Source organism: Kordiimonas sp. SCSIO 12610, assembly GCF_024398015.1.
Taxonomy (GTDB): Bacteria; Pseudomonadota; Alphaproteobacteria; order Sphingomonadales; family Kordiimonadaceae; genus CANLMI01.
In genome coordinates, this window is record NZ_CP073747.1 from 2,199,278 (window position 1) to 2,224,669 (window position 25,392).

At 45.8% G+C, this 25,392-nt stretch carries 26 protein-coding genes and 2 tRNA genes; 9 read left to right on the forward strand and 19 right to left on the reverse strand.

What is annotated here, in order from left to right:
- Window positions 1–4: 4 nt before the first annotated feature.
- Genes KFF44_RS10265 through KFF44_RS10275 form a run of 3 tightly spaced genes read left to right on the forward strand, consistent with a single transcriptional unit; the run spans window position 5 to window position 3,044 of the window.
- Window positions 5–1,087, forward strand: coding sequence for a TRAP transporter substrate-binding protein (locus KFF44_RS10265; protein ID WP_255933968.1), 1,083 nt, complete (start codon window positions 5–7; stop codon window positions 1,085–1,087).
- A gap of 2 nt (window positions 1,088–1,089) precedes the next feature.
- Window positions 1,090–1,677, forward strand: a complete 588-nt coding sequence (locus KFF44_RS10270) for a TRAP transporter small permease subunit (protein ID WP_255933969.1) — start codon at window positions 1,090–1,092, stop codon at window positions 1,675–1,677.
- Window positions 1,677–3,044 carry a TRAP transporter large permease subunit gene (locus KFF44_RS10275; RefSeq protein ID WP_370691160.1) on the forward strand — a complete coding sequence of 456 codons (1,368 nt, stop codon included), beginning with the start codon at window positions 1,677–1,679 and terminating at the stop codon, window positions 3,042–3,044. The genes KFF44_RS10270 and KFF44_RS10275 overlap by 1 nt, the downstream gene beginning before the upstream one ends.
- A gap of 63 nt (window positions 3,045–3,107) precedes the next feature.
- On the opposite strand, the gene KFF44_RS10280 is transcribed toward KFF44_RS10275, so the two are convergent.
- Complete coding sequence (locus KFF44_RS10280; protein WP_255933974.1) at window positions 3,108–4,235, reverse strand: DUF2336 domain-containing protein; 1,128 nt, start codon at window positions 4,233–4,235, stop codon at window positions 3,108–3,110.
- Between the two features lie 371 nt (window positions 4,236–4,606).
- Between KFF44_RS10280 and KFF44_RS10285 the strand changes: the two genes are divergently transcribed.
- The 3 genes from KFF44_RS10285 (at window position 4,607) to KFF44_RS10295 (ending at window position 7,377) form a co-directional block, all read left to right on the forward strand.
- Window positions 4,607–6,157, forward strand: a complete 1,551-nt coding sequence (locus KFF44_RS10285) for a sodium:alanine symporter family protein (RefSeq protein ID WP_255933976.1) — start codon at window positions 4,607–4,609, stop codon at window positions 6,155–6,157.
- A 130-nt stretch (window positions 6,158–6,287) separates the two neighbouring features.
- On the forward strand, window positions 6,288–6,713 hold the full coding sequence (locus tag KFF44_RS10290) for a cytochrome c family protein (protein ID WP_255933978.1): 426 nt from the start codon (window positions 6,288–6,290) through the stop codon (window positions 6,711–6,713).
- A 37-nt stretch (window positions 6,714–6,750) separates the two neighbouring features.
- Entirely contained in the window at window positions 6,751–7,377 is a 627-nt protein-coding gene (locus tag KFF44_RS10295; RefSeq protein ID WP_255933979.1) for a phospholipid-binding protein MlaC, read from the forward strand.
- A 9-nt stretch (window positions 7,378–7,386) separates the two neighbouring features.
- Here KFF44_RS10295 and KFF44_RS10300 read toward each other — a convergent pair whose 3' ends face one another.
- Complete coding sequence (locus KFF44_RS10300) at window positions 7,387–7,917, reverse strand: glycine cleavage system protein R (RefSeq protein WP_255933980.1); 531 nt, start codon at window positions 7,915–7,917, stop codon at window positions 7,387–7,389.
- 95 nt (window positions 7,918–8,012) lie between these two features.
- On the opposite strand from KFF44_RS10300, the gene KFF44_RS10305 reads away from it, so the two are divergent.
- The gene (locus KFF44_RS10305; protein ID WP_255933983.1) at window positions 8,013–8,234 is read left to right on the forward strand and encodes a DUF4170 domain-containing protein; all 222 of its coding nucleotides are present in this window, start codon (window positions 8,013–8,015) and stop codon (window positions 8,232–8,234) included.
- Window positions 8,235–8,332: 98 nt separating this feature from the next.
- Here KFF44_RS10305 and KFF44_RS10310 read toward each other — a convergent pair whose 3' ends face one another.
- The gene (locus KFF44_RS10310) at window positions 8,333–8,509 is read right to left on the reverse strand and encodes a hypothetical protein (RefSeq protein WP_255933986.1); all 177 of its coding nucleotides are present in this window, start codon (window positions 8,507–8,509) and stop codon (window positions 8,333–8,335) included.
- A 469-nt stretch (window positions 8,510–8,978) separates the two neighbouring features.
- Between KFF44_RS10310 and hspQ the strand changes: the two genes are divergently transcribed.
- Window positions 8,979–9,323 carry a heat shock protein HspQ gene (gene hspQ / locus KFF44_RS10315; RefSeq protein WP_255933991.1) on the forward strand — a complete coding sequence of 115 codons (345 nt, stop codon included), beginning with the start codon at window positions 8,979–8,981 and terminating at the stop codon, window positions 9,321–9,323.
- 81 nt (window positions 9,324–9,404) lie between these two features.
- On the opposite strand, the gene KFF44_RS10320 is transcribed toward hspQ, so the two are convergent.
- The 4 genes from KFF44_RS10320 to KFF44_RS10335 all read right to left on the reverse strand — a co-directional run bounded on the left by KFF44_RS10320 (window position 9,405) and on the right by KFF44_RS10335 (window position 11,868).
- Window positions 9,405–9,515, reverse strand: coding sequence for an aa3-type cytochrome c oxidase subunit IV (locus KFF44_RS10320; RefSeq protein WP_255933993.1), 111 nt, complete (start codon window positions 9,513–9,515; stop codon window positions 9,405–9,407).
- Window positions 9,516–9,629: 114 nt separating this feature from the next.
- Window positions 9,630–10,631: a threonine/serine dehydratase gene (locus tag KFF44_RS10325; RefSeq protein ID WP_255933995.1), complete on the reverse strand. Its 1,002-nt coding sequence runs from the start codon at window positions 10,629–10,631 to the stop codon at window positions 9,630–9,632.
- Window positions 10,632–10,667: 36 nt separating this feature from the next.
- Complete coding sequence (locus KFF44_RS10330; protein ID WP_255933997.1) at window positions 10,668–10,931, reverse strand: hypothetical protein; 264 nt, start codon at window positions 10,929–10,931, stop codon at window positions 10,668–10,670.
- A gap of 82 nt (window positions 10,932–11,013) precedes the next feature.
- Window positions 11,014–11,868, reverse strand: coding sequence for an FAD-binding oxidoreductase (locus KFF44_RS10335; RefSeq protein ID WP_255933999.1), 855 nt, complete (start codon window positions 11,866–11,868; stop codon window positions 11,014–11,016).
- Between the two features lie 111 nt (window positions 11,869–11,979).
- On the opposite strand from KFF44_RS10335, the gene KFF44_RS10340 reads away from it, so the two are divergent.
- A complete protein-coding gene (locus KFF44_RS10340; protein WP_255934001.1) occupies window positions 11,980–12,741 on the forward strand; it encodes a gamma-glutamyl-gamma-aminobutyrate hydrolase family protein in 762 nt (253 codons plus the stop codon).
- A gap of 6 nt (window positions 12,742–12,747) precedes the next feature.
- On the opposite strand, the gene KFF44_RS10345 is transcribed toward KFF44_RS10340, so the two are convergent.
- The 12 genes from KFF44_RS10345 to secD all read right to left on the reverse strand — a co-directional run bounded on the left by KFF44_RS10345 (window position 12,748) and on the right by secD (window position 25,306).
- A tRNA-Glu gene (locus KFF44_RS10345) sits at window positions 12,748–12,822 on the reverse strand.
- A gap of 32 nt (window positions 12,823–12,854) precedes the next feature.
- Window positions 12,855–12,929, reverse strand: a tRNA-Glu gene (locus KFF44_RS10350).
- 186 nt (window positions 12,930–13,115) lie between these two features.
- Entirely contained in the window at window positions 13,116–14,288 is a 1,173-nt protein-coding gene (locus tag KFF44_RS10355; protein WP_255934002.1) for an RNA ligase, read from the reverse strand.
- A 292-nt stretch (window positions 14,289–14,580) separates the two neighbouring features.
- Entirely contained in the window at window positions 14,581–16,368 is a 1,788-nt protein-coding gene (recJ, locus tag KFF44_RS10360; RefSeq protein WP_255934005.1) for a single-stranded-DNA-specific exonuclease RecJ, read from the reverse strand.
- Window positions 16,369–16,403: 35 nt separating this feature from the next.
- A complete protein-coding gene (gene glpX, locus KFF44_RS10365) occupies window positions 16,404–17,369 on the reverse strand; it encodes a class II fructose-bisphosphatase (RefSeq protein WP_255934008.1) in 966 nt (321 codons plus the stop codon).
- A 15-nt stretch (window positions 17,370–17,384) separates the two neighbouring features.
- Window positions 17,385–18,704 (reverse strand): homoserine dehydrogenase, encoded by a 1,320-nt coding sequence (locus KFF44_RS10370; protein ID WP_255934010.1) that lies wholly within the window; start codon window positions 18,702–18,704, stop codon window positions 17,385–17,387.
- Between the two features lie 46 nt (window positions 18,705–18,750).
- On the reverse strand, window positions 18,751–19,980 hold the full coding sequence (locus KFF44_RS10375) for an LL-diaminopimelate aminotransferase (RefSeq protein ID WP_255934011.1): 1,230 nt from the start codon (window positions 19,978–19,980) through the stop codon (window positions 18,751–18,753).
- A gap of 175 nt (window positions 19,981–20,155) precedes the next feature.
- Window positions 20,156–20,707: a hypothetical protein gene (locus KFF44_RS10380; RefSeq protein ID WP_255934013.1), complete on the reverse strand. Its 552-nt coding sequence runs from the start codon at window positions 20,705–20,707 to the stop codon at window positions 20,156–20,158.
- 174 nt (window positions 20,708–20,881) lie between these two features.
- Window positions 20,882–21,952: a hypothetical protein gene (locus tag KFF44_RS10385; protein WP_255934014.1), complete on the reverse strand. Its 1,071-nt coding sequence runs from the start codon at window positions 21,950–21,952 to the stop codon at window positions 20,882–20,884.
- Window positions 21,953–22,291: 339 nt separating this feature from the next.
- Window positions 22,292–22,696, reverse strand: a complete 405-nt coding sequence (locus KFF44_RS10390) for an Mth938-like domain-containing protein (protein ID WP_255934015.1) — start codon at window positions 22,694–22,696, stop codon at window positions 22,292–22,294.
- A gap of 20 nt (window positions 22,697–22,716) precedes the next feature.
- Window positions 22,717–23,694, reverse strand: a complete 978-nt coding sequence (gene secF / locus KFF44_RS10395) for a protein translocase subunit SecF (protein ID WP_255934016.1) — start codon at window positions 23,692–23,694, stop codon at window positions 22,717–22,719.
- A 13-nt stretch (window positions 23,695–23,707) separates the two neighbouring features.
- On the reverse strand, window positions 23,708–25,306 hold the full coding sequence (gene secD, locus KFF44_RS10400; protein WP_255934017.1) for a protein translocase subunit SecD: 1,599 nt from the start codon (window positions 25,304–25,306) through the stop codon (window positions 23,708–23,710).
- Between the last annotated feature and the right edge of the window lie 86 nt (window positions 25,307–25,392).

Genomic DNA, 25,392 nt, shown 5'->3' on the forward strand with positions numbered 1-25,392 from the left:
CTATATGAAACGCTTCAAATCACCTTTTTTGTGCGTGATTACCATGTGTGCGCTCGCGGTCAGTGCCTGCAGCGAACATCAAGCCGAAAACCACGATAATACAAATGCATCGCTTCAGAATGTCGAATGGCGTATGACCAGCACCTACCCTTCGTCCCTGCTGATTATCGGAACGATGGGTAAACGCGTACAGGAAGAAATCGAAGATTTAACCGCAGGAACAGTGAAGATAAATTTTCACGAACCCGGTGTTCTCGCCCCCCCTTTCGAAACATTTGAAGCTGTCAGTTACGGTGCGATTGATGCTGGTTGGTCAACCCCTGGTTACTGGGCTGGAAAGGTGCCTGCACTTCAGCTGTTTGCGTCCGTTCCCTTTGGTCCCTCAGCGCCCGAATATCTGGCGTGGTATGATTATGGCGGCGGTCGCCAAATGTTTGAAGATCTTTATCACAAACATAATGTGCACAGTATAATTTGCGGTCTTAGCCCACCAGAAGCCGCGGGATGGTTCAAAAAGGAAATTAAGTCTATCGAGGACTTCAAAGGCTTGAAAATCCGTTTTTTTGGATTGGGTGGTAAGGTTCTGGAAGAAGTCGGCGCCTCACCGCAGTTGATCGCTGGCGGCGAAATTTATCAGGCCTTGGAACTCGGTGTTATCGACGCAAGCGAATATTCAATGCCAGCTGTTGACTATAATCTTGGTCTTTATCAGGTCGCTAAGCATTATTATTTCCCCGGCTGGCATCAGCAATCCACCTTTTATGAACTTATGATCAATTTGAATTCATGGAATGCCCTGCACCCAACGCAGCAAAAACAGATTGAAGCTGCGTGCGCAGCCAATATCCGTTTGGGAATTTCCGAGGGCGAAGCCCTGCAGGCTGGCGCAATTGAGAAACTGAAAGCCGAAGGTGTGCAATTTCATGATTTCTCGCCCGAAATTATCACAGAACTAAGAGCCGCTTGGGAAAAAGTGGCGAGTGACCTTGCTGCAAACGACAAAGACTTTGCAAAGGTCTGGAGTTCGCTGCAGGAATTTCGACAGCGTTACAAAAGCTGGTCAGAGCGCGGTTATTTGAAGGAATAGGAATGGACACCCTTCTTTCCGTCTCAAAAAAATTGAACCGCATTGTCACGGTCCTCGGTAAAATTGGGGCGTGGGCAATCATTGGCCTAATGGCAATTATCATCATCGATGTAACCTTGCGGAGATGGTTCGTGATTGGCTCAACCAAACTTCAGGAACTCGAATGGCATCTTCATGGTATTCTTTTTCTGATGTGCCTAGGATGGACATATCTGAAAAATGGTCATGTTCGCATCGAACTTGTAAGCGAGCGAATGACACAAAGGTCACAGGCTTGGATCGAACTCTTTGGCATCACTCTGTTTCTCATACCCTATGTGATTTCAATCATCGTGTTTGGAATGGACTATGTGGGTTTCAGTTATCAATTCAATGAAGGGTCAGCATCCCCAACGGGCCTCCCTAATCGCTGGATCATCAAATCCTTCATTATTATCGGCTTTATTGGATTAGGCCTCGCGGCCCTCGCCCGCTTGCTTGACATAATTGTCTTTCTTTTTGGCAATGACGAGCAGCGCAGCCAATCAATATTTGCATCACTCTCTGCCAAAGGCGCCCCAACCGCAGCTGAACAAGGGGGCCTGTCATGATGGAAACCCTAATCGACCTTTTGCCAATTTTGATGTTTGTGGCCCTGATACCGCTTTTATTTTCCGGGTTCCCAGTTGCTTTTGTTCTTGGTGGGGTTGGGCTAACATTCTGGCTAATTGCCGTTGGTGTAGGAATAGAAAACCCGAATAGTTTCTTCCTTGTTATATCGCGGATATTCGGCGGGGTTGTTAACAAACTTGTTCTCGTCGCCATACCCATGTTTATATTCATGGGCACTATGTTAGAGAAAAGCGGTGTCGCCCGTGATCTCTTGAATACATTACAAATCATCACACGGCGTATTCCAGGAGGCCTCGCCCTATCGGTTACTATGCTCGGTGTTATCTTGGCGGCGACAACAGGTATCATTGGTGCAAGCGTTGTGATGATGACCCTTCTTGCTTTACCTGTGATGCTAGAGCGCGGGTATGATACACCCTTGGCGACAGGCACCATCGCCGCCTCTGGCACCCTCGGTATTCTACTGCCGCCCTCCATTATGCTGGTCGTCATGGCAGATCTTCTGTCCACGTCCGCAGGAACATTATTTCTGGCTGCCATTGGCCCCGGTATGTTTCTTGTCGTTTTATACCTGCTTTATATTTTGATAACCACATGGCGAAACCCTGACCGCGCCCCTGCCCTTGAAAAGTCAACAAACAGTTCAGAAACCATTTCTATCAAACTGATTTTAAAAAGCTTTTTACCACCACTTGTGTTGATCATTCTTGTTCTTGGTTCAATTTTCGGCGGTATCGCAACACCAACGGAAGCAAGCGGTGTTGGTGCCTTTGGGGCTTTAGTTCTGGCCGCTGCCAATCGGAAACTGTCATTTAAAACACTCAGTAATGTTGTCGAACAATCAGCGCTCACAACAACTATGCTTTTCGGGCTTTTCGTTGGTGCCACAGCCTTCTCTTATGTCTTTGCCCTCCTTGGGGGACACGATATTATTTTAGAGGTTATTTCAGCAACTGGTGCCGGGCCGTGGGGTGTCTTGATTGTATTAATGCTGGCTGTGTTTCTTTTGGGGTTTTTCTTTGACTGGATCGAAATCACCCTGATAATTCTGCCAGTGTTTGCCCCTGTTATCGCTGCATTAGACTTTGGAAGTCATGTCGATAACCCCGGTCTGATGATCGCATGGTTTGCCACCTTGATGGCAGTCAACCTTCAGACCAGTTTTTTAACCCCCCCTTTCGGGTTCGCCCTGTTTTATATGAAGGGTGCAGCCCCCAAGTCGGTAAAGCTGAAGGATATTTATAAGGGCATTATCCCGTTTGTTCTTTTACAAATCCTATGCCTTGGTATTTTGATGGCTTGGCCGAAACTCGCGCTTTGGCTGCCCGCCTATATGGGGCATTAAAGGCAATAAAAAAGCCTGACAGAATCAGGCTTTCGAGGAATACATAAACTCAAAACTTCAGGATCAATGTACTGTCGTTGCTTCGTTCTCAATACTACTTAGCTTTCCGACAAGATAATCAAAGTTTTCCATATCAACATCATCTTCAACGGTTGTCAGAACACGTTCAATCATCAATTGTCTGAACATTTCCTTATTGTCACCTGCTGTCATGCTCATTTCATCAGCAACCTCAAGCGCACATTTAGCGATCGATAGATACTCATTCGGCATTTCAGCGGCCTCAAACAACCGCTGCAATCCCATACCGCCCTTGTCGTGAACCAGTTTGTAAGCATTCACCACAGGGATACCGACCCGTTTTGCAAGCGCCGCCTCAAAGAATGTTGTATCGCCCATGCATAACGCCCGAACGATCAGACTGGCTGTTAACCTGCCACCCTGATGAAGCTGATTGACAAGTTCAACAACCGTATCCGTTTTCTTTTGCCCTTCAAGCAGTGTTACTGTTGCACGCTCGCGGCTTTCCATCAAAAGGTCGCTCGCCGTACCCGGTGAAACTTCATGATGGGTCATAATATGCTGACGGAGCTGGTCTGATACCATCGTCACGAGCCGTTCTGAAACACTAATCGGAAGCTGCTTGCGCTGCACCATCGGTTCTTTAACAAGGTCACTGTCCGCAAATTTATCCAGAACTTTTTTAAACGTATGCTCGGCAATTTCAGCACCGTCGTTACCCATCAAGGTCGCAACGACATGCTCACTGCCTTGCTCTGCGATCGCTTCAGAAACCTGAGGGGACACAGATTTACGGCCCGCCACTGCATTTTGAATAAGCTCCCCGCGGGTATTCACGATCGCAACCAAATCTTCGTCGGTTAAAACATCGGAACTCATCACGATAGGAACAGAAACTTCCTTCACATCTTTCGCGAGCGTCAAAGCCACATCATGAGGAACATCAGGGTTATCTTTTAAACTTTCAGACAAAGCAGCACGAACGCGAACAGCCGCATCTTTCAGCATTAATCGAAAGATGTCTTCGGCGATTTCACGCTCATTCGCGCTCAATTCTACATTTTCAAAGGTCTTTGCAACCTTCACAGCCGCAGCGGCACGGTTATCATCATTGGTGTCTTGCAGTAATTTTGCGACATCCGCACTCGTTAATGTATTTTGATTGGACAATGCTTTATCCCCGTAAAAAGTACTTTGGAATAACGCTAAGTCAAAACCCTTAATTAGCGGTTAATAGCTAAATTTTTAGAGATAATAAAAGCCATTCTACAGGCAACAAAAAGTGCACATTTAAAGATGCTGGTGGTCACATATGATGATTTAATAACACAAATGTCATACCCACATTCGTGAATATTCGATCTTTCCGTTGTGATCTTAGGGATTACCCGTTAGCATAGCATCGCTTTTAACTTTAGGGGTGCGGCTATAAAGTATAGCCGTAAATATAATTATAATAAGGACTGGAACTGCTGTAAACGCAAACTGCTTCCTGTAACTGGTTTAAGTTTATGCATTTTCGTCATGAATTGGGATTTACTATGAATAGACTATTTGTCTTGCTTGGGGCTATTTTGGGCTGGTCTCAGGCTACTTTGGCACAAGAAAGCCAGTCATTTTCTGATGCTGTAAATGAAGTAATGACGCCTATTGCCGCTGTAATTGAATATGTTGTTTTCTATAAACTAGAGTTGGCTTGGCTAATGGGTGAAGGAACGCCTGGCATTCCGCTTATTGTTATATGGTTGCTTGGTGCCGCAATCTTCTTCAGTTTTTACATGGGCTTCCCAAATATTCGAAACTTCAAGCAATCTATGCGGATTGTATCGGGTAAATATGACAACCCTAATGACCCTGGTGAGGTCACGCACTTCCAAGCCTTAACAGCCGCAGTTTCGGGTACTGTTGGCCTTGGCAATATCGCTGGCGTAGCGATCGCAATTTCCATCGGTGGCCCGGGGGCTACCTTCTGGATGATTATGGCTGGCTTGTTTGGCATGACCAGTAAATTTGTTGAATGTACGCTTGGTGTTAAATACCGTGAAATCGATGAAAATGGCGTGGTTTCTGGTGGCCCAATGTACTATCTATCCAAGGGCTTGACCGAACGGGGTATGCCATCACTAGGTAAGGTTCTTGCTGTCGCTGCCGCCCTGATTTGTATTGGCGGCGCGTTCGGTGCTGGCGCAATTTTCCAGGTTAATCAATCAGCGACACAGTTCACTAATGAACTGGTTTCTATGACTGGTGGTGAAAATAGTTTCTTCTATGGTCGTCCTGAATATTTTGGCGTTGTGTTTTCTTTCTTTGTTGGGCTCGTGATTATTGGCGGCATCAGGCAAATCACAAATGTTACTGAACTTCTGGTTCCCTTCATGGCGCTTATTTATATTTCAGCGTCGCTCATCGTGATTTTCAGCAATGCAAGCGAAATTCCAAACGCATTCGTTCAGATTTTTGTCGGTGCTTTCTCACCTGAAGGTGTGCAAGGCGGCATTATCGGCGTCTTGGTACAAGGCCTGCGCCGTGCGACATTCTCTAACGAAGCTGGGCTTGGTTCTGCCTCTATCGCGCACTCGGCTGCAAAAACTTCCGAACCTGTTTCAGAAGGCCTTGTTGCGGTTCTGGAGCCGTTTATCGATACAGTTGTTATCTGTACGATTACAGCGCTTGTTATCATTGTTACGAACTCGGCAGAGCCTGGGGCTACTGACGGCATTGCCTTGACATCACGCGCGTTTGCAAGTGCTGTTGATTGGTTCCCGAAAGTCCTAACAATTGCTGTGATGCTGTTTGCTTTCTCCACGTCAATCACGTGGTTCTACTATGGCCAACGGTCATTCCTTTACCTCTTTGGTAATAACAAAGCCGCAGACCTCGCATTCAAGCTTCTATACATATTCATGTTGATTGTTGGTTCTGCAATGACACTAGGCTCTGTGGTTTCAATCGCTGATGCTCTTCTTCTTGCGATGGGTGTTCCAAACATTGTTGGGCTCTTCATCATGCGCAAGGAAGTCAAAGGCATGTTGGATGATTATCTCGCACGCGTGAAATCTGGCGAAATCAAACCCTACGCTGAGGAGGCTTGAGCAACTTTGCTCAATAATACGTGACATTATGGCGCATAAAGTATTCAATGTCATAAATTGGACGTATAGATAATATTCAGTATGTCGGATGGGGCTGCGGCCTCATCCTTTTTATTTCGGGATAAATGCTATGACAAAAACTATATTGATCGCTGCTTTTCTTGTTTCCATGTCTTCTCTATCAGCGCCTTATGTAATGGCTGATGATGATCCAGGTTCACGGGCAATCTCATCAGAAGGTGATGAGGCGAAGGGAAAACGTGTATTTAACCGTTGTAAAGCTTGCCATAATCTTACGGCATCACCGCGTACACGTGTAGGCCCTAACCTTGATAATGTCTTTGGCCGTAAAGCGGGCACCAGTGAAACATACAAACGCTATTCAAAGGCGCTAAAGGAAGCGGATTTCGTGTGGACAGAAGAAAAGCTTAACGAATGGCTGATTGGACCACGCACATTTCTGCCGGGAAATAAAATGGCATTTGCTGGCCTTAAAAACGAGCAGCAACGTAAAGACCTGATCGCTTACCTAAGATCAGCAACCGTTGCCGAATAATACACATCCTTATGTGATAAAGATGAAGGATAAACCGATGATCAAAAACAATCTCTTTTCTGGCTTAATGTTCGTGCTGATTTTTATTGGCACTGCTCAGGCTGGCGCTCAAAGTAACGATAGAGCTGTTGATGATGTTCAAGGGGCTATCGCCTTCATCGAAGGTTTATCTGATGAAACCATCGCTATCTGGAGCGATACAAACATGACCGCGCAAGAGCGCTCTAGCGCCTTTCGCGGCATATTTGAAGATGCAACAGATATTGAGTTACTTGCGAAGGGCATGCTTGGCAGGCACTATCGTTCTGCCTCTAGCGATCTACGCAAATCCTATATGGCTGCGATGACAAACTATATTATCTTTGAATTTGATAAGCGCATGTCGCAAATCGGATTCAAAAAATTGGCTGTTACGGGCACAACTCCGGCATCGGGCAAGCGAGGCCACTTGTTTGTACGAACCGAAGTTGACCGTGAAGATGGTGCCCCCTTGTTGGCGGATTGGCGTGTTCGTAAGAAGAACGGCAAATTTCAAATCGTTAACCTTGAAATTGAAGGCATCAATCTATTGATTACCAATCGGGAGCTTTTTTCTTCACGCATCAAAGAGGTTGGCCTTGAAGGCCTGATCCAAGAGCTTGAAAATGAAGTGAAGGAAAGCTGAGGTAATCGCTCAGACTGTTTCGACTTTACATTTTAATCGAAGGCTTCCTGCCGTATTATAAAGCGCTGTTTCAAGCGCTTTATATGTATCTGGCTGAATATTTACAGCAAAGCGTGTCCGGTAATCATAACCTTCGTCGCCTTCGCTTCGTCTACTACTCATCCGCACTATATTCGCGCTATACTTACCAAGAACTTCACTCATTCGCGCGACCAAACCGGGTCGATCACCGCCAGAGAATTCAACAACATGGGTGATCACGCTTCCCGCATCTCTGTCAAAGCCATAGCTGGCTGGTGTTAGACTGATTCTGGTATTATCAGGCAAGCCTTGAGCGCGGAGGCCCTCCTCGATCTCGTTTGCATCAATGTTTGCATTAAATTCAATCAGGCTTGAAAATTCAAACCCTGTTCCAAGAACTGCAAAGCTTGTGTCCGCTAAATTTGCACCAATTTCAAAGAGATAGCCTGTAATTGTAGCAATATGTCCAACGTCGTCAGAGCCTGTAATTCGCAAAATATAATTCATGTCGTCAGACATAACAGTTTCTCCTGAAACAAAATAACTGGTTTTTTTATATTATTTTGATAAACAAGCGCTCAGATCAACACATATTTTCTCAAAAGGGTATTTTGATGTCCGATAAACAACTTCCACACCTCGTATTTGGCGGCCAGGTAAAGGACCCTCAAACACTAGAATTCAACGACCTTAACAAAGTTGATATCGTTGGAATTTTCCCAAGCTACGCAGAAGCAGAATGTGCATGGCGCAGTGTTAGCCAAGCCAACGTGGACGATGCGATGACAAAGTACGTTATTGTACATCTTCACCGCCTGCTCGAGCCTGAGGCTTAATTCCGTTCAAACTGTTTTGGATTATGTAAATAAAAAAGTCTTGGTTATTACGGCCAAGACTTCATCAAGATATGTCGGGTATCTTCGGCTAAGTTGAGTTAGCGCGTTTGAAAGTAACTATCAATTCCATGATCAATAGTTATTCGCGTATCGTCATATACTCCCATTGTCGCAATTAAAGCACGCCTAGCTTCTTCTTTATTTGCTGGATGCATACGGTTGAGTTCGAGGGTAACCAATCGGCCCAGTCCCTCATTACTTACAGAATTTAACATTTTTCTATCCATATATTCGCTATTTATACTTTCCACTATTTCACAGGAAGAAAGCATTTTTTTGTCATTTTCATTACAGAATTATAAAATCATCCTGAACACTTATTCCATTTCGGCTCAGGAACAGAATATCCGCTGATATTAATGGGGCGGCCTTAATATGTGATTAATGGCTGGCGATTCCCTAATTCCACAAGGATATCGCTATCTAAAAGCGCATAAAACCAACCTCAAATATGTGTGCAGACAGCACGAACACTTAATAAATTAAATGTGATACACTAAAACCATACATGTTCCGATTACGTATACTTATCAATAGGTTACCAGGGAGCGCTTTGTAATCAGATGCAGCGCCTTTTTGCTGTAACTCAGCCAACTATTCGGGCTTCGAGTTAAATCGCAGCCACTTAGATTGACTTTTTGTAAAATCGAGCATAATCAGGTCGAATAGTTATGGAGTATGTGAATGGACTATAATCCACATATAACAAAAAAAGCACTGTTTGAACTTGGGCAAGTCGTAAAACACAGGTTGTTTTCATTCCGCGGAGTCATATTTGATGTTGATCCGGAATTTGCCAATAGTGAAGAGTGGTGGGAATCTATTCCAGCTGATATTAGACCCGAAAAAGGTCAACCTTTTTACCACTTATTAGCTGAGAATGATGACACTACATATGAAGCCTATGTTTCTCAGCAGAATCTATTGCCTGATGTTAGCGGTGAGCCGGTGAACCACCCTGAAATATCCGAGCTATTTGGATCATTTGACGGCGATAAATATGAAATTACTGGTATTGCCAAGCACTAAAACTTAAATACCAGACAAACAAAAGGCGGCCTTGATATATATTCAGGCCGCCTTTTGTTTTTGTTGAATGTTCTTTATAAATTAAGCAACAAACATCGCCAGTAACACAAGAACCACAAGGCAAGCAACAGTGCCTCTGATCATCCACTTTGTGAAACCTTCGAATGTGTTTTCTTGATCTTTAATTTCCATAACAAACCCCTAGTATCAAATTCTCTAGTGTACCCCAGCCGCTAGCTCATAGGTTTCTATAGCCGAATAAAAATAAAAGTCCAAGCCCCAAAGACAAACTATCCGCTATTAGGTTCAATCCTGCATGCATTCCTGCAACATAGCAGGATCAATATTACCGCCGCTGATTACACAAACCGAAACTTTGTCACGCACATCAACTTTGCCTTTAAGGATAGCCGCCAGTGACACAACACCCCCAGGTTCACCGATCAGCTTTAGCGTATTTGCGGAATAGCTCACCGTTTCACGGACTTCAGCATCACTGACCGTTAGCCCCTTGATATTGAGGGCCTGCAAAACGGCAAACGTTAAATGCCCCGGGCTTTGTGACAGGAGAGCATCACATATCGACCGCGCTTCTGGATCAATCACCTGCAATTCACCCGTTTCAAGCGATCGTTTTGCGTCATCAAAGTCGCTCGGCTCCACAACATAACCATCCATATCAGGGAAATGCTTTTTAAGCGCAGTGAAGGAACCCGAACTCAGGCCACCGCCGCCGCAATTGATCAACACTTGATCAGGTACAATACCCAGTTTTTCGAGGTCTTCAGCGATTTCCAGACCTGCCGTGCCCTGCCCGGCCATAATATGAACATCATCAAAGGAAGGAACAACAATTGCCCCGGTTGCTTCCGCGATTTCACGAGCAATCTCTTCCCGGCTTTCCTTGAAGCGATCATATAATCTAACATCACCGCCGTACATGCGTGTATTATTAATTTTAATTGTTGGGGCATCTTCTGGCATCACAATAGTGGATTTCACCCCCAACAATGCCGAGGCCTTTGCCACACCTTGCGCGTGATTACCGCTTGAAAAAGCAACAACACCGCGTTTTCGCTCCTCTGCCGATAACCGTGATATTCTGTTATAGGCACCGCGAAACTTAAACGATCCTGTTAGCTGAAGGCATTCTGGCTTTATAAACACGCGGCCACCAACACGTTCATTTAATAGCTTATTTTCAAGCAGTGGTGTCCGGTGGGCTACACCGTTAATCTGAGCAGCCGCTCCTACTACATCATCATAATTAATTGGAAGGGTGTTTGTGTCAGGCGCTTTCATACTCATCAAACCTCAAAATTTCATTTGTGGTTTCATAGCATACTATGACGAGGAGCCATCATTTTTTTTCTGACGCTGTCGTTCTTTTCTTGCCTGCCACCACCGGCCAAAACGAACCTCATTTTTACGCCGAAATCGCCTGACAAATGGAAAATCCACAGACAAAATGATCAGGCCCAACGGAACCATCCAAAACCCTAAAACTGGCAAAAACCCAAGCAATCCTCCAAAGATACAGAGTATCCCAACAATCAACCTACCCACTCTGCTCGCAGGGGTAACACGGTCAACGTATTTTTTTACCATGAAGTGCTCGTCTCGCTGTTCGTATTATTAATAGTTGATATAGGGATTACCTCAGTTCAATTACAAGGGTTCGGCAGAAAATCTACAAACCAGTAGTGAAATTACGCCTAATATACGGTGTATGCGAAGGCGATGAAATTTCATTGAAGAGCTTATGGTTGCCTATTATTGCTTCTGAAATTGCTTTTGCGCTTATCTGGGCATCCATTATCCCATATTCACCCAATCCCTGAATATAATATACTCCAGTTTCCGTTTTCCCAACATCTGGTAAACCAAGCTTATTAACCGCGATGAACCCCGCTGTTTCATCAACCTGCGAGTTCTTGATCAAACGAGGCCGGTACCGCTTTCGCAATTGCGTATCCAAAGGTCCTAAATATGCACCAGCGCAAACGATAACCTCCTTCGCAATCACATTGCCCGTGTCGGTTTTCACCCAATAATCGCCATTCTGTTTTTCAATGACTTTCACACGCGCGTCTTCGAATATTTTTCCGCCCTTTTCAGCAACCGCATTTGCTTGCCCGAGTAGGAAATCAAGTGGCCGCTCGATTGACAATTGCCCTTCTTCAACAGTCCATTGGATGTTCAATTCATCCAGTATCGTTTCTGTCAATAATCGAACCTGTTCGGATATTTTAGATAACTCAGCAATTTTCGTGTTTTCGTAAGCTGATTTCAGAATACATTTTGTCTGATTTGAAATGCGGCCACTCGCTCCCCAACCAACCTGATTTTGTTCCACAACAACCGCATCAACACCTGCTTTAATCAACTGATAGGCGCAGGCAATGCCAGCAAAGCCAGCACCGATAATACAAACATGCGCCTTTACCGCCCCTTCAAGCCTTAAAAACCCAGTTGGTAAACTATTTGCCTGCCATGCATCGCTACTAACACGTCGGTCATTATGGTATCGATCCCGTACCCGCATATTGTAACAGCCCCCTTAACAATATTTTCATTATCATAAGACCATCATATCTTGTTACAAGACTAAGTGTGATTAACATCGCTAAATACTATCGATAAGCAGGAGCACACAATGAAACCAGTTATCGGGGTTATATGTGACACCAAAATGATCGGATTACATCGTTACCATCAGGTTGGGCACAAATACATTAAGGCGCTTCAGAAAACAGGTAAATGCACGCCGTTACTCATTCCATCCAGTAAAAAGCCGCTTGAACATGAAGACTTGTTTTCCATATTCGATGGTTTCCTGATCCCTGGTAGTTACAGCAACATCGAACGACATCATTACGGCGAACCACCCGCGCCTATTGGGGAAAACCAAGACCCGTTAAGAGATGCCACATCCCTTAGCCTAATACGTGCAATCATTAAGAAGAAAGCACCCTTCCTTGCTATTTGTCGAGGATTTCAAGAATTGAATGTCGCGATGGGCGGTACGCTGCACCCCCGCCTTCATGAAATTGACGGGCGTTTCGATCACCGCGAAAACCTGCACGACCCCATTGAAAAGCAATATGGCCTCAGCCATAGCGTAAGCTTGGCGAGCGACGGCCTTTTATGCAAACTCACTGCACAGAGCGAGATCATGGTCAATTCGCTGCACGGACAAGGCGTAAAGGATATTGCCCCCGGCTTGAAGGTCGAAGCAATTGCAGATGATGATACCGTTGAAGCCCTAAGCGTTTATGATACCCACGAAGATAGCCATGATTTTGGCCTCGGTGTGCAATGGCATCCTGAATGGCGCGTAAACGCCCATGGACCTTATAAACAAATCTTCAATGGTTTTTTGAAGGCTGCTAAACGCTACAGGAAAAATCGCACTTAAAGGAAGTGGTGACCCCTACGGGAATCGAACCCGTGTTTCAGCCGTGAAAGGGCCGCGTCCTAACCGCTAGACGAAGGGGCCATCTAAAAAGAGGCTGTTGATATTTTCAAGAATGGTGACCCCTACGGGAATCGAACCCGTGTTTCAGCCGTGAAAGGGCCGCGTCCTAACCGCTAGACGAAGGGGCCATCCTGTTCTTGAAGCGCTACCCTTCGGCAACGTCATCAACGGAGGCTTAGATACCCATCCACTTCGCTCCGGTCAACCTCTTTTTATATTTTTATGACATTAAGTTAATTTAACACAATAAATGAGGCATACTGAATTGATACCACATAAAGAACGTTGCCCCCAATAGTCGCGGGGGCAACACCCTACAGGTCTTCGACTTCCCAAAGAATATCGATATCTAAACTTGCTTTAAATTCTGACCACTTAGATTGGTTGCCAGTGTTGGTAAGCGCCATTTCAAACATACTTTTAACAAAATCTGTATTTTCTAGATTATCGAAATTCTTGAAAAATATAGATTTTACTGATGGAGCAACCTTCTGAGACGATAGAGCAAAATCTTTTCGACTCAGTCCTTTAGCCATAATTATTTGGGCTAAAGCCTCGCACTCATTGGCCACCCTCTTCAGATTATCTATCAAAGCGTCCTGATAAGTAATCAGTTTGTTACGACGTTCGTCTGATAAAATACCCAATAGGTCATCTTGATCGCCTTTCAAAATAATCCAAGCAATATCCTTTTCAAATTTGAAATAGGATAGGACCTTATGGAGATGCAGATACCATTCGCCTTTCAGCTTCGCGAGAACACCATTTTCAAACCAGACGACGCCGCCTTCAATGTTTTTCAGAAACCTGATTTCCTCAAACAAAGCCTCTATAGTATCAGCACTGTGCGCCAATGGCTTAACAAATGGAACATCATACTCCGAAGCAATGGCTTCCAAATCAGGGCGGCTGCTATAAATTCCAGTTTCAGCGCCCCTGATCGCAAGTAATGTCAAAGTCGGTTCCGGGTATTCTACAACAATCCGATTCTCGGTTGAGCAATATTCAAAAATGGCGGTCAAACCCCGCGCTGCAAGGTCAATGATCATCTGCTCGTAAGCGGTACCATCATAACGCGCTTTCAACATCAAATGATAATCTTCTGAACCGCGCATACTTGCCCAATAGACCCGATTATCCAGCTTGGAAATAAAAGGAGCAATCATGGAACCATCCAGTTTTTCAAGAACTATATGGGGTTGTGTCAGATCAAGTACATCTAAGCTTGTTTCATCAGTCTCCCCAACATTGAAAAACTTATGGAATGCACGACGCGCCACTGTTCCATCCTTATGAAATAAGAGGCCACGACATTCGCGGCGTAGAGCAGCAACTAAAAGGTCATCATCCTTAAAGGTATGCGAATCCATAAGATGATAATCAACAAGATCAAAGTGCGGGCTTCCTTCACTATGGAAGAACTCGTCTTTGCCTTCGATTGCACCAAGAACTTGGCTAATATGGGTAATTTCAGGAAATTTCATCATTATTATATCTCCCCAATGCTATAGACCTGCCCATTTGAAGAGATAAAAAAAAGCGCCTCAAACAGGCGCTAAATAAAAAGAATTCATGCTACGCCAAAATCACATAAGAAAACGTTCCGTCGAATTACAAAAATCCGCGGAAGTAGAATTATTCGATCTTATGTCAAAATGTACAAACATAACGCGCAGCTATTTACACGGATAAAGAGTATCTGTCAAACGGTCATCATAAAAATGATAAATCAGCCTATTCAAAATCAAATACATACAGAAATAAAAATCAAAAAATTCTCTAACCAGGTCCGATCAGGCTGGCGTCATCCAGCGTCATCTCGACCTTAGGCCTACCCGTCCACATATCCTTCTTAAGCTTACCAGCTATGTGAAACTGCCTGCCAATGCCCGTTCGCATGATATTGCCCAAGTCTTCATCGGCCTGCCTGAAAGCCATAACCTTCATGGAAGACCCATCTTTGGATTTAAAAATACAGCGCAGATGATTTTCCCCCACCCTGTCCGCTTTTACAAGTGTCACCTCAGGGATGATAAATCTGGGCCCAGGATTTCCCATACCAAAGGGGCCAACGCGTTCAATTTCATCAAGCAGGGCTGGTGTTGCCCCAGTCATTGCGATAATGCCGTCAACCTTAAGCGATTTGGAACTGCTGGCTACCTGAACGCTTTTTGCCATATAGTCGCGCAGAAAGGTTTCCAGTTCGTCTAATTTGTCACTGGCGACACTCAGGCCCGCTGCCATTGAATGACCACCCCCTTTGATAAGGAGGCCAGCCTGCACAGCCTCTATCACAGCAGCCCCCATATCAACACCGCTGATAGAGCGCCCAGAGCCCTTTCCTTCCCCATCTTCCAGCGCGAGGACAAAGGTTGGAAGGCCATATTTATCCTTCAAACGGCTGGCAACAATGCCTATCACCCCTGCGTGCCAGCCTTCACCAGCGACAAACACCAGTGTATCATGCTGACCATCGATACCGATCTTTGCCTCAGCCTGCGCTAGTGCTTCCTTTAAGACATCGGCTTCGATGGCGCGTCGCTCGCTATTGTATGTATCTAATCTATCCGCAATCTCTCTCGCTTCGATAGGATCATGGGTTGTTAGCAAACGTGCACCGAGACCAGATTCGCCAACTCGCCCTCCTGCATTCACCCGCGGTCCCAATATAAAGCCAGCATGATAGGTATTTGGGGCTTCCGAAATACGACCAACATCAGCGAGCGCTGTTAGCCCCACATTACGGCGCGCAGCCATAACCTTCAGGCCCTGCGTAACATAGGCCCTGTTTAGTCCCGTAAGCGGCACTACGTCACAAATCGTTCCCAAAGCCACAATATCCAAGAAGCCAACAAGATTAGGCTCCCTAACTTTGTCGCCGTAAAAACCGGCCTCTCTAAGGGCTCGGTTAATCGCAACCAAAAACAGGAATGTAACGCCAACCGCCGCCAACTGCCCCAAATCACTTTCGTCGTCAAGCCTATTTGGGTTTATAACGGCAACTGCCACAGGCAATTCAGGTTCGGCTTTATGGTGGTCAACGACGATAACATCGAGGCCAATATTCTTAGCAACTTTTAGGGGTTCAAAAGATAAAGTGCCACAGTCCACTGTAACAACAAGGTCGATACCGCGAGCGCGCAGGCTATTCATGGCGTTAGCGTTCGGGCCATACCCCTCAATCATACGATCGGGGATGTAGATATGAACGGGAATACCAATCGCCTCAAAAAACCGAACAAAAATCGCGCTTGATGTAGCACCGTCCACATCATAATCACCAAAAACAGCGATCTTTTCACCCTGATGGATTGCACGAATTATCCGCCCTACCCCTTTATCCATATCAAGGATAATAGAAGGGTCAGGCATCATTTCCTTTAGGGAGGGTGCGAAATAAGAAGGGGCATTCTCAATACCAATACCGCGCGCATTAATAAGCTGACCAATTATCGGACTTACATTCAAATTATCAGCGATTGCGCGGGCCAGACGCTCTGAATACGGGCGTAACTGCCACGCCTGCCCTAAAATAGAATGGCGCACCCCAAGAACAGGGTCCGCCATACCTTTTTCGTCATGTATCGGTGCCTGTGTCACATTTAACCGATGTTGTCTTTATGGCCATGAATGGTGTGAACGCGGCGAACTGTCTTTGTCGCAGAACGCATAACAAGTGTCTCAGTTGTAATACCATTTGGTGTATTGTGAACGCCCTCAAGAAGCGATCCATCTGTAACACCTGTAGCAGAGAAAATAACGTCACCTGACGCCATTTCATTCATGTCATACTTACGGTCAAGGTCTTCTATGCCCCACTTACGGGCACGGGCTTTTTCATCATCGTTTCTGAAAAGCAAACGACCTTGCATCTGACCGCCAATACAACGAAGTGCTGCAGACGCAAGAACACCCTCTGGCGCTCCCCCAGATCCAACATACATATCAATGCCGGTTTTTGGGTCAGTTGTTGCTATAACACCCGCGATATCGCCGTCACCAATAAGCGTAACACCGCAACCAAGTTCACGCAGTTCAGCAATAATCTGGCTATGCCGCGGACGGTCAAGAACGCAGACCATAATGTCTTTAGCTTCCTTGCCTTTTGCTTGTGCCAAACTTTCAATATTTTCCTTGATAGACTTATCAAGGTCTACCACACCGTCCGGCAAGCCGCCGCCAACAGCAATTTTATCCATATAAACGTCAGGGGCATTCAACAAGCCACCTTCAACGGAGATCGCAACAACAGCAAGCGAGTTTGGCATTGCCTTCGCACAGAGCGTTGTCCCCTCTAGCGGATCAAGCGCGATATCAGCGGTGCGGCCACCGCTACCAACTTTTTCACCGATGTAAAGCATAGGAGCTTCATCACGTTCGCCTTCTCCGATAACGACAGTACCGTCGATGGGAAGGTTATTCAGTGCCTCGCGGATTGCCTTCACAGCTGCCGCATCCGCAGCCTTTTCATCACCGCGGCCAGTCCAGTCACTTGAAGCGATTGCCCCCGCTTCGGTTACACGAACCATCTCGATCACTAATTGCCGGTCTAGATCGTTTGACGCCATCTTGTTTGCTCCTTGTCAACAAGCTTCAATTCTAAGCATTGTTGGGGTCTCTAGCACACATTCCAGCTCAGTGAAATGCTTGAGTGCAGCAAGAATAGAATCTTCTGAAGTTACGTGGGTCGTCATAACAATATAGACCCCTCCACTGACAGCGCTGCCAAGCTGAAGAAGGCTACCGATCGAGACTTTTTCTTCAGCTAATACTGCTGTGATGTGGGCCATTACCCCAGGTTCATCATCAACCCGCAAGCGAACATAAAAAGTACCGCTATAGTCATTTTCTGAAACCGAATCCGATTGCGCAAGCGTATGGGATGGCAGTCCAAACACAGGGCCTGCGTTACCCCGGACCACATCCATAATATCAGCAACCACTGCTGATGCTGTGGGACCTTCGCCAGCGCCTGCGCCCTCATAAACTGTTTGCCCGACATATGAACCCTCAACAACAACTGCATTTGTTGCGCCTGCCACCTTTGCAATTGCACTATCCAGCGGAACCATTGCGGGATACACCCTTGTTTCAATACCCTTTTCGGATTTCCGTGCGATCCCTAACAACTTGATCCTGTAGCCAAGCTGACGAGCATAATCGATATCGACTGTACCGATTTTCGTTATCCCCTCGGTGGGTAGGTTCGTGATATCTGGGGCGTACCCATATGCCAGGGCAGCTAATATCGCTGTTTTATGCGCGGTATCGATGCCTTCGATGTCAAACGTAGGGTCGGCTTCCGCATATCCTATTTTTTGAGCTTCTTCCAGGATAACGTCAAAATCCAACCCTTCGTTTTCCATGCGGGTCAGGATATAGTTACAGGTACCGTTTAAAATGCCCTGAATGCTCGAAATTTCATTTCCGATCAGACCTTCACGCAAGGCTTTAATGATTGGAATACCGCCAGCAACAGCCGCCTCAAAGCGAAGATAAGCATTATTCGCTTCCGCAAGTTCAGCAAGCTCCCGCCCATGAACCGCAACAAGCGCTTTATTCGCAGTGATAAATGCTTTACCGCGCTTGAGCGTTTCCTTCGCAAGCGCATAAGCAGGGCCATCGCTACCGCCGATAAGTTCGATTACCATGTCAACATTATCGCGCTCAGCAAGCTCGACAGTATTATCGCACCAATCATAGCCGCTTAGGTCAACGCCGCGATCTCTGCGGCGATCGCGAGCGGAAACAGTTGTGATTTCGAGCGCCTGCCCGGTATGCGCTGATAGTATATCCTTGCGCTCTTCAAGGATTTTGATCACGCCCACACCGACGGTTCCAAGGCCTGCAATACCAATTCTTAACGGGCCAGTTCTTAATGGAGAAGATGAAGCTTTCATCATCTGTTTCAACCTTATTTATAAAATTTTGAAGTTTCGTTTTGTGGTTTCAGTCCTGCTTATTGCGCCACGCCGCAATATGCTGATCCTTATTTGCCATAAACTTTTTAATGTTCCGAACGGCTTGTCGGATACGTTGTTCGTTTTCCACAAGGGCAATCCGAACAAAACCTTCACCGTACTCACCGAAGCCTACTCCGGGTGAAACCGCAACCTCTGCGTTTTCCAGAAGCAGCTTAGAAAATTCCATCGACCCCATTTCCCTAAATTCCTCAGGAATTGGCGCCCATGCAAACATGGTTGCCTTCGGGCTTGGCACCTGCCACCCGGCAGCCGCAAGCCCTTCGATCAAAATATCGCGGCGCTTCTGATAGATTTGACGGTGTTCCTCTACACAGTCCTGAGGGCCATTCAGGGCCGCAGCGGCAGCAACCTGAATGGGGGTAAACGCGCCGTAATCCAGATAACTTTTCACGCGTGTCAAAGCCTCAATCAGCGTTTTATTGCCTACAGCAAAACCAACACGCCAACCGGCCATGGAATATGTTTTAGACATGGAAGTAAACTCGACCGCGATTTCACGCGCCTCTGGTATCTCCAGAATTGACGGTGGTGGATTGCCATCAAAATAAATCTCTGCGTACGCAAGATCAGACAAAATCCAGATACCGCGTTTTCTGCAAAAGTCCACAACTTCTCGGTAAAAGTCGAGGTCAACAACTTCCGCTGTTGGGTTCGACGGGTAATTCAGAATTACAGCACTTGGCGTCGGAACGCTATGCTGCACTGCGTGCGCAAGCTCTTTCATAAAGTCAGCCCCCGGCCCCATCGGCATGTGGCGCACGGATGCGCCTGCGATCATAAATCCGTACGGATGGATCGGGTAACTTGGGTTTGGAGACAAAATCACATCACCCGGCGCTGTTATAGCTTGCGCAAGGTTTGCAAGGCCCTCTTTTGATCCCAAGGTCACAACGGCCTCAGTATCTGGGTCTATGGTCACATTAAACCGACGGTCATAATATGACGCCAGAGCTTTCCTCAGTCCCGGTATTCCCTTGGACATCGAATATCGATGTGCCCGTTTATCATCAACCGTTTCCTTTAGCTTATCGATGATATGCTGCGGCGTTGGCAGATCGGGGTTTCCCATCCCAAGGTCAATAATATCTTCGCCGCGGGCTCTAGCTGCTGCCTTGATCTGATTAACTTCTGCAAACAAATAAGGCGGAAGGCGTCGGATACGATAAAACTCATTACGGGTGTCATTCTGGGACATTGCTAAAAACCTTGAGTGATAAAAGTGTAGTTTTGAATGCATTACACTTAATAGAATTACAATAAAAGAGTATTTTTTGAAATTTTATTTATCGAAACGAATAAAATAGCAAAAATACGAGTAAACAGGCCGCACAAATTTGCTTAGCCAAATAAAAATTCAATTGTAGGAGAAGTTATTTGCCGCCAATTGCGGCACGCGCTGCAGCCAGTGCCTGCTCAGCATTTTTGATCGCCTGCATCGCCTCAGCGTCACCAGCAGTATCGGCAGGCCTATTAGCGTTAGCGGACTGTAATTCATTCAAACGCGCTTTTAATTCAGCGTTCTCGGCATCAAGAATAGCTATTTGCTGCTGAAGTTGAGCAGCAAACTTATATTCAATATCAGAAATCTGCTCGGACATATTCTGATCGCGCGTAACAAATTCCTCAACAACCTGAGAACCATCCATCGCCGGGACACGGTTTTGGACGCTATCAAGGAACATACCAACACCTGCCACACGGGCTTCTAAAGCTTTAGGTGATACAAGGCTACAGGAACCATCTGTATCATGGTCAGTTGTGCTGATATCTGTCACATCGCTCGTGTTTGATGCGCTTCGTCCTATCTCAAGAACGATCGAAGAAATCCCATCCAAGGGAGCGACATCATCATCGGCATAAACGATCGACGCGGCAGAAACAGCCGCAGTAATCATCATTGTATGTCGAATTGAGTTTTTCATTACTCGCCCCAAAATCCTCGCTTAAGTGCTCGGGATGCGTTTTCTATGGTGCATAATGCTACATAATTACATATTTCGCAAGTAAACTTTTGTTATTGTTTTACCCTAGATCATCCAAACACACTAAGGGATGGCCTCTTCCACCCCTCAGTATCATGCAAAATAAACCAAAGCTTATTTTTGATTATCGTCGTTTTCTTCTTCGGCTTCTTGTTGCTCTTTGATTTTCTTCTCTAATGCCTCACGCTCTTTGCGAAGCGCTTCTTCGCGCTCTTTACTGCGCTCTAGTTCACGGGCTAAACGGTCTTGCTGACGCTTAAGACGCTCCTCAGATCGTTTCAACTTTTTCAGGTGCCGTTTTTCAAGGTTATCGAGATTATCTCGGGCTTTTGTGATCGCCCGGATTCGAATTTTCTCAATATCTTTCAAATCGCTTTCGTCAATAACTTCAATATCCAACTCATCAAAGTCGAAATCGAAGTCAAATTCAAAGTCCATATCTTCAAAGGCTTCTTCGATATCAACTCTTGCATCCGCAAGTTCTTCCAGCATTATTATCCGTGCGTGCCCAAGCTCTTTTTCATTTTCCTTTAATTGCTTCAAGGCGTCTTTGATGGCTTCTTTTCTGTCCTGTTCCCATTCGAACACATTGGCGCGAAATTCAACAATATCATGGCGACGCTCTTTCATATCCTCAATCGCTTCCTTGAGGCTACCACGCGCGCTTTCTAACGCTTCTCGTTCGAGTTCAGTGTCCGCACTGGCCATTTCTTGCTCAACACGCTCAAGTTCACGTGTTACTTCCTTGAGCGCTTCTTCATTTGCACGCGCAACGTTTACATAAAAACGAGCACTATCTTCGCCGTCTTTCCCTTTGAAGATAATTTTCTTGCCGTCTTTGATTTCATAGGCAAATCCATTACCAACATTGACCGCTTTACCGTCGAGGATAATCTCTGTTTTGCCACCATTTCCATCGTCTACGATCAGCACATTATCATCGTTGGATGTGATTACTTTCTTTCCATTGCTGATAACTTTAATCCGGCGTTTCTCTTTCGATTTCTCTTTTTCCTCAACTGCTGGAGCTGCGTCAGCATCCTGAAAACCGTTATAAGGGGAAGCATATGATGAATTGGCACATGCGGCACTTGTGAAGGCAAACATGGAAACACTTGCGGTTAACATGGCCTTCTTCAATTCTTGTTTCAGGTCTTTATTCAGGATCGTATCGGTTTTTGTCATGCTCTTTCTCCTGCCCCTTATGGTCCGTTGAGACTATTATTTTATATCTTCTTTTGCAAACACATGCATACAAATATGCGGGGCTTATATATTTATTCACTCACTGTCGGCTCGGGCTCAGGAACATTCAAATAACTGTATGGCTACTCAAAATTTCTGTCCGGCTGAAATACATATTGGACCAAAAATAAGATTTTAAAACCATTCTTCGACCATTAGAGAAATGGATGCGGCAAATTGCTTTTCTGAGGGATGAAATGACAAAAAAATGCGACGAACGGTTCGCCGCATTATAGGTAACTTGTTGATTTTTCAGCTTATCGCAATCTGCGGCCTGATTTATTCGACAGGCAACAGAAGTGCGGCAACCCTGCGGTTTTCCATCATCAACACATTATATGTTCGCGCCGCAGCACCTGTGTCCATGATATCAAAGCCCAAACTGTTTTCAGACAAATGGTCTTTGATTTTTTTGGGTAACAATTGCATCGAAGATCCGGTTCCGATCAAAATCAATTCCGGTTTTTCATCCGCATGAAAGGCACGTTCAAAATCGGCCTCTTCAAGCAGATCCAGAGATGTGGCATTAATCGGATATACCCCTGAAGGCAGCAGAATAATGCCACCTTCAAACCGTCTTCCCATCAGGCGAAAGCCACCGCCCCCATAACCATCCACCAGCAAAAGTTCTTCACTGGATTGTTGTTCAATCGTAATACCGCCTGATTGGATTTTCTCACCCATAGTATGCTCGGTTTTCCTGATTACATCTGATCAAACGGTGTCGGGCGTGATTTATCAACCGTTGGGTCGTTGTCATCGCTTTCATCACGTAGCAATGCCTCTGGCCTTAGTTTAAAAATCAACAGCACAGGGGACGCGATAAAGATCGAACTGTAGGTACCGATAACAACGCCCCAGATCATAGCCGCAGTAAAGCCTTGTATTACAGGCCCGCCGAATACATAGAGTGCAACAAGGGCAAGCAAGGTCGTCACCGATGTCATCACCGTCCGGCTGAGCGTTTGGTTAAGCGAGAAGTTTAAAACCTCTTCCATCGGTTTCTTGCGATATTTGCGAATATTTTCACGCACACGGTCATATACCACAACGGTATCATTGAGTGAGTATCCTACAATCGTCAACAGGGCCGCAATAATAGAGAGGTTAAACTCAAGCCGTGTAATTGCGAAAAACCCGATTGTTAAAAGAACATCATGAACAAGCGCAATCACCGCACCCAGACCAAATTGCCATTCAAACCGGAACCAGATGTAGACAAGAACCAACAGAACAGCAACGCTAACCGCAATGGTACCGTCCTGTTTTAACTCACCTGAAACTTTGGGGCCAATAACCGCCTGATCACGAAACTCAACACCTTCAATGATCTCACTAAGTTTTTGACGTACCTGCTCCATAGCGGCATTTTGTTCTTCATTGCCGCCCGGTTGACGCTCAACACGGATTAGCGCTTTATCAGGGCCACCATAGCCTTGGACTGCTATCTCACCGAGGTTAAGTCCATTCAAAGAGCTTCTAACAGTATCGAAATCAACAGGTTCACCCTGCGTTCCAATCTCAAGCTTAATACCGCCTTTGAAATCAATGCCATAATTAAGGCTATTGATGGCAAAGAGCGCCATACTGGCAACAATCAACAAAGCAGATAGGGCAATCGCAATTTTACGAAATCCAAGAAAGTTAATTTCAGTTTTTTGTGGGACGAGGCGTAACAACATGAGCCATCCCTCCTTATATTGGTAACACGTCAGGCTTTGCCCGACGTAACCAGCTTGAAAGAATTAGGCGCGTTAAAACAACAGCCGTGAACATTGAGGTCAAAATCCCGATCGCGAGCGTTACCGCGAAGCCCTGAACGGGGCCAGAGCCCAAAAGGTAAAGAATTGCCGCCGCAATAAAGGTCGTAATATTAGCGTCCATAATGGTAGAAAATGCCTGTCCATAACCCTCTTCCATCGCGCGGAATGGGTTTCGACCAGCACGCTGTTCTTCCCTTATACGTTCAAAGATCAAAACGTTCGCGTCAACCGCCATACCAATCGTCAGAACAATCCCGGCGATACCCGGAAGGGTGAGCGTTGCCTGAAACAAGCTCAGTGCGCCTGTAATTAAAACTAGATTTGTTATCAGCGCCACATTGGCAGCAAGACCAAACTTACCGTAACTCAGGATCATATAAATGATTACCGCAACAAAACCGATAGCTGCGGCCAACTCTCCAGCGGCGACAGAATCAGCACCTAAATCAGCGCTTACTGCTCCATATGAAGCGACCGTCAACTTTACAGGCAAAGCGCCAGATTTCAGGAGTGTTGCCAATTCTGTTGCATCAGCAGTAGTTCCCATATTGGTTATTTGACCGGAACCACCAAGAATTGGACTAATAATTCGCGGTGCGCTGATAATGATTTCATCAAGTACAATCGCAAATGGGCGACCAACGTTATCACGGGTAAAATCACCAAAGGCTTTAGACGCACGCGTATTAAAGGTAAAGGACACCGAAGGCTGTCCTCTTTCATCAAATGCAGGCTTGGCATCGAGTAAATCTTCACCAGAAATCAGTGGTCGTTTGTTAACCACCATTTGTCCGCCTTCCTTCAAAGGATAAATCGCTTGTCGTGATCGAACCCGGCCTTTGGCAACATCTTCAGGTGAGACATTCAAATCAACCTCATGAAACCCAAGCTTTGCCGTTTTATTAATTATAGGAAGATATTTCTCCGGATCATTAGCTCCCGGTATCTGAAGAATGAACCTGTCAGCGCCCTCAGCCTGAAGTGTAATTTCTTTTACCCCGTCCGGGTCCACGCGCTTTCTTATCACTTCCATTGAGCGTGCGATCGCTTCCTGCTGCTGCTTGCGAATTCCCTGCTCTGTCAGTGTTAGGCGGAACTGCGTTTCATCGCGCTCTAGGGTAAATTCCTGAATATTTCCCGCCGCAAGCGGGTTTACGCCGCTTGGCTCCGTGATGGCTTTAAGCTCGGTCTGAGCCAGTTCGATCATATCAGGACTGGTCACTTCAAAAACAACTGAATTGCCATCATTTCTGATATTTCTAAAGTTTAGGCCACGGACCTCACGGCGGATACCATTTATTTGGTCGACCAAATTATTTAACCGTGCTTCAATAACCTCTGAGGTTTCGGCTTCGATTAACATGTGAAGGCCACCCCTAAGGTCAAGCCCAAGACTTAAGGACTGGCTCGGCAGGAAACCCGGTAAATTATTGCGCTGTTCTTCGCTTAAAAAGTTTGGCATCGCAGTTAATATGCCCATCAGGCATACGAACGCGACCATCAATTTTTTCCATGTTGGGAAGTTTAACATGCCATTCCCCTTACATAAGGTCCCTGCGGACTAAAATACTGAAACACAAATGCCGCACTAACGAAACGCGGCACAGGATACATTTG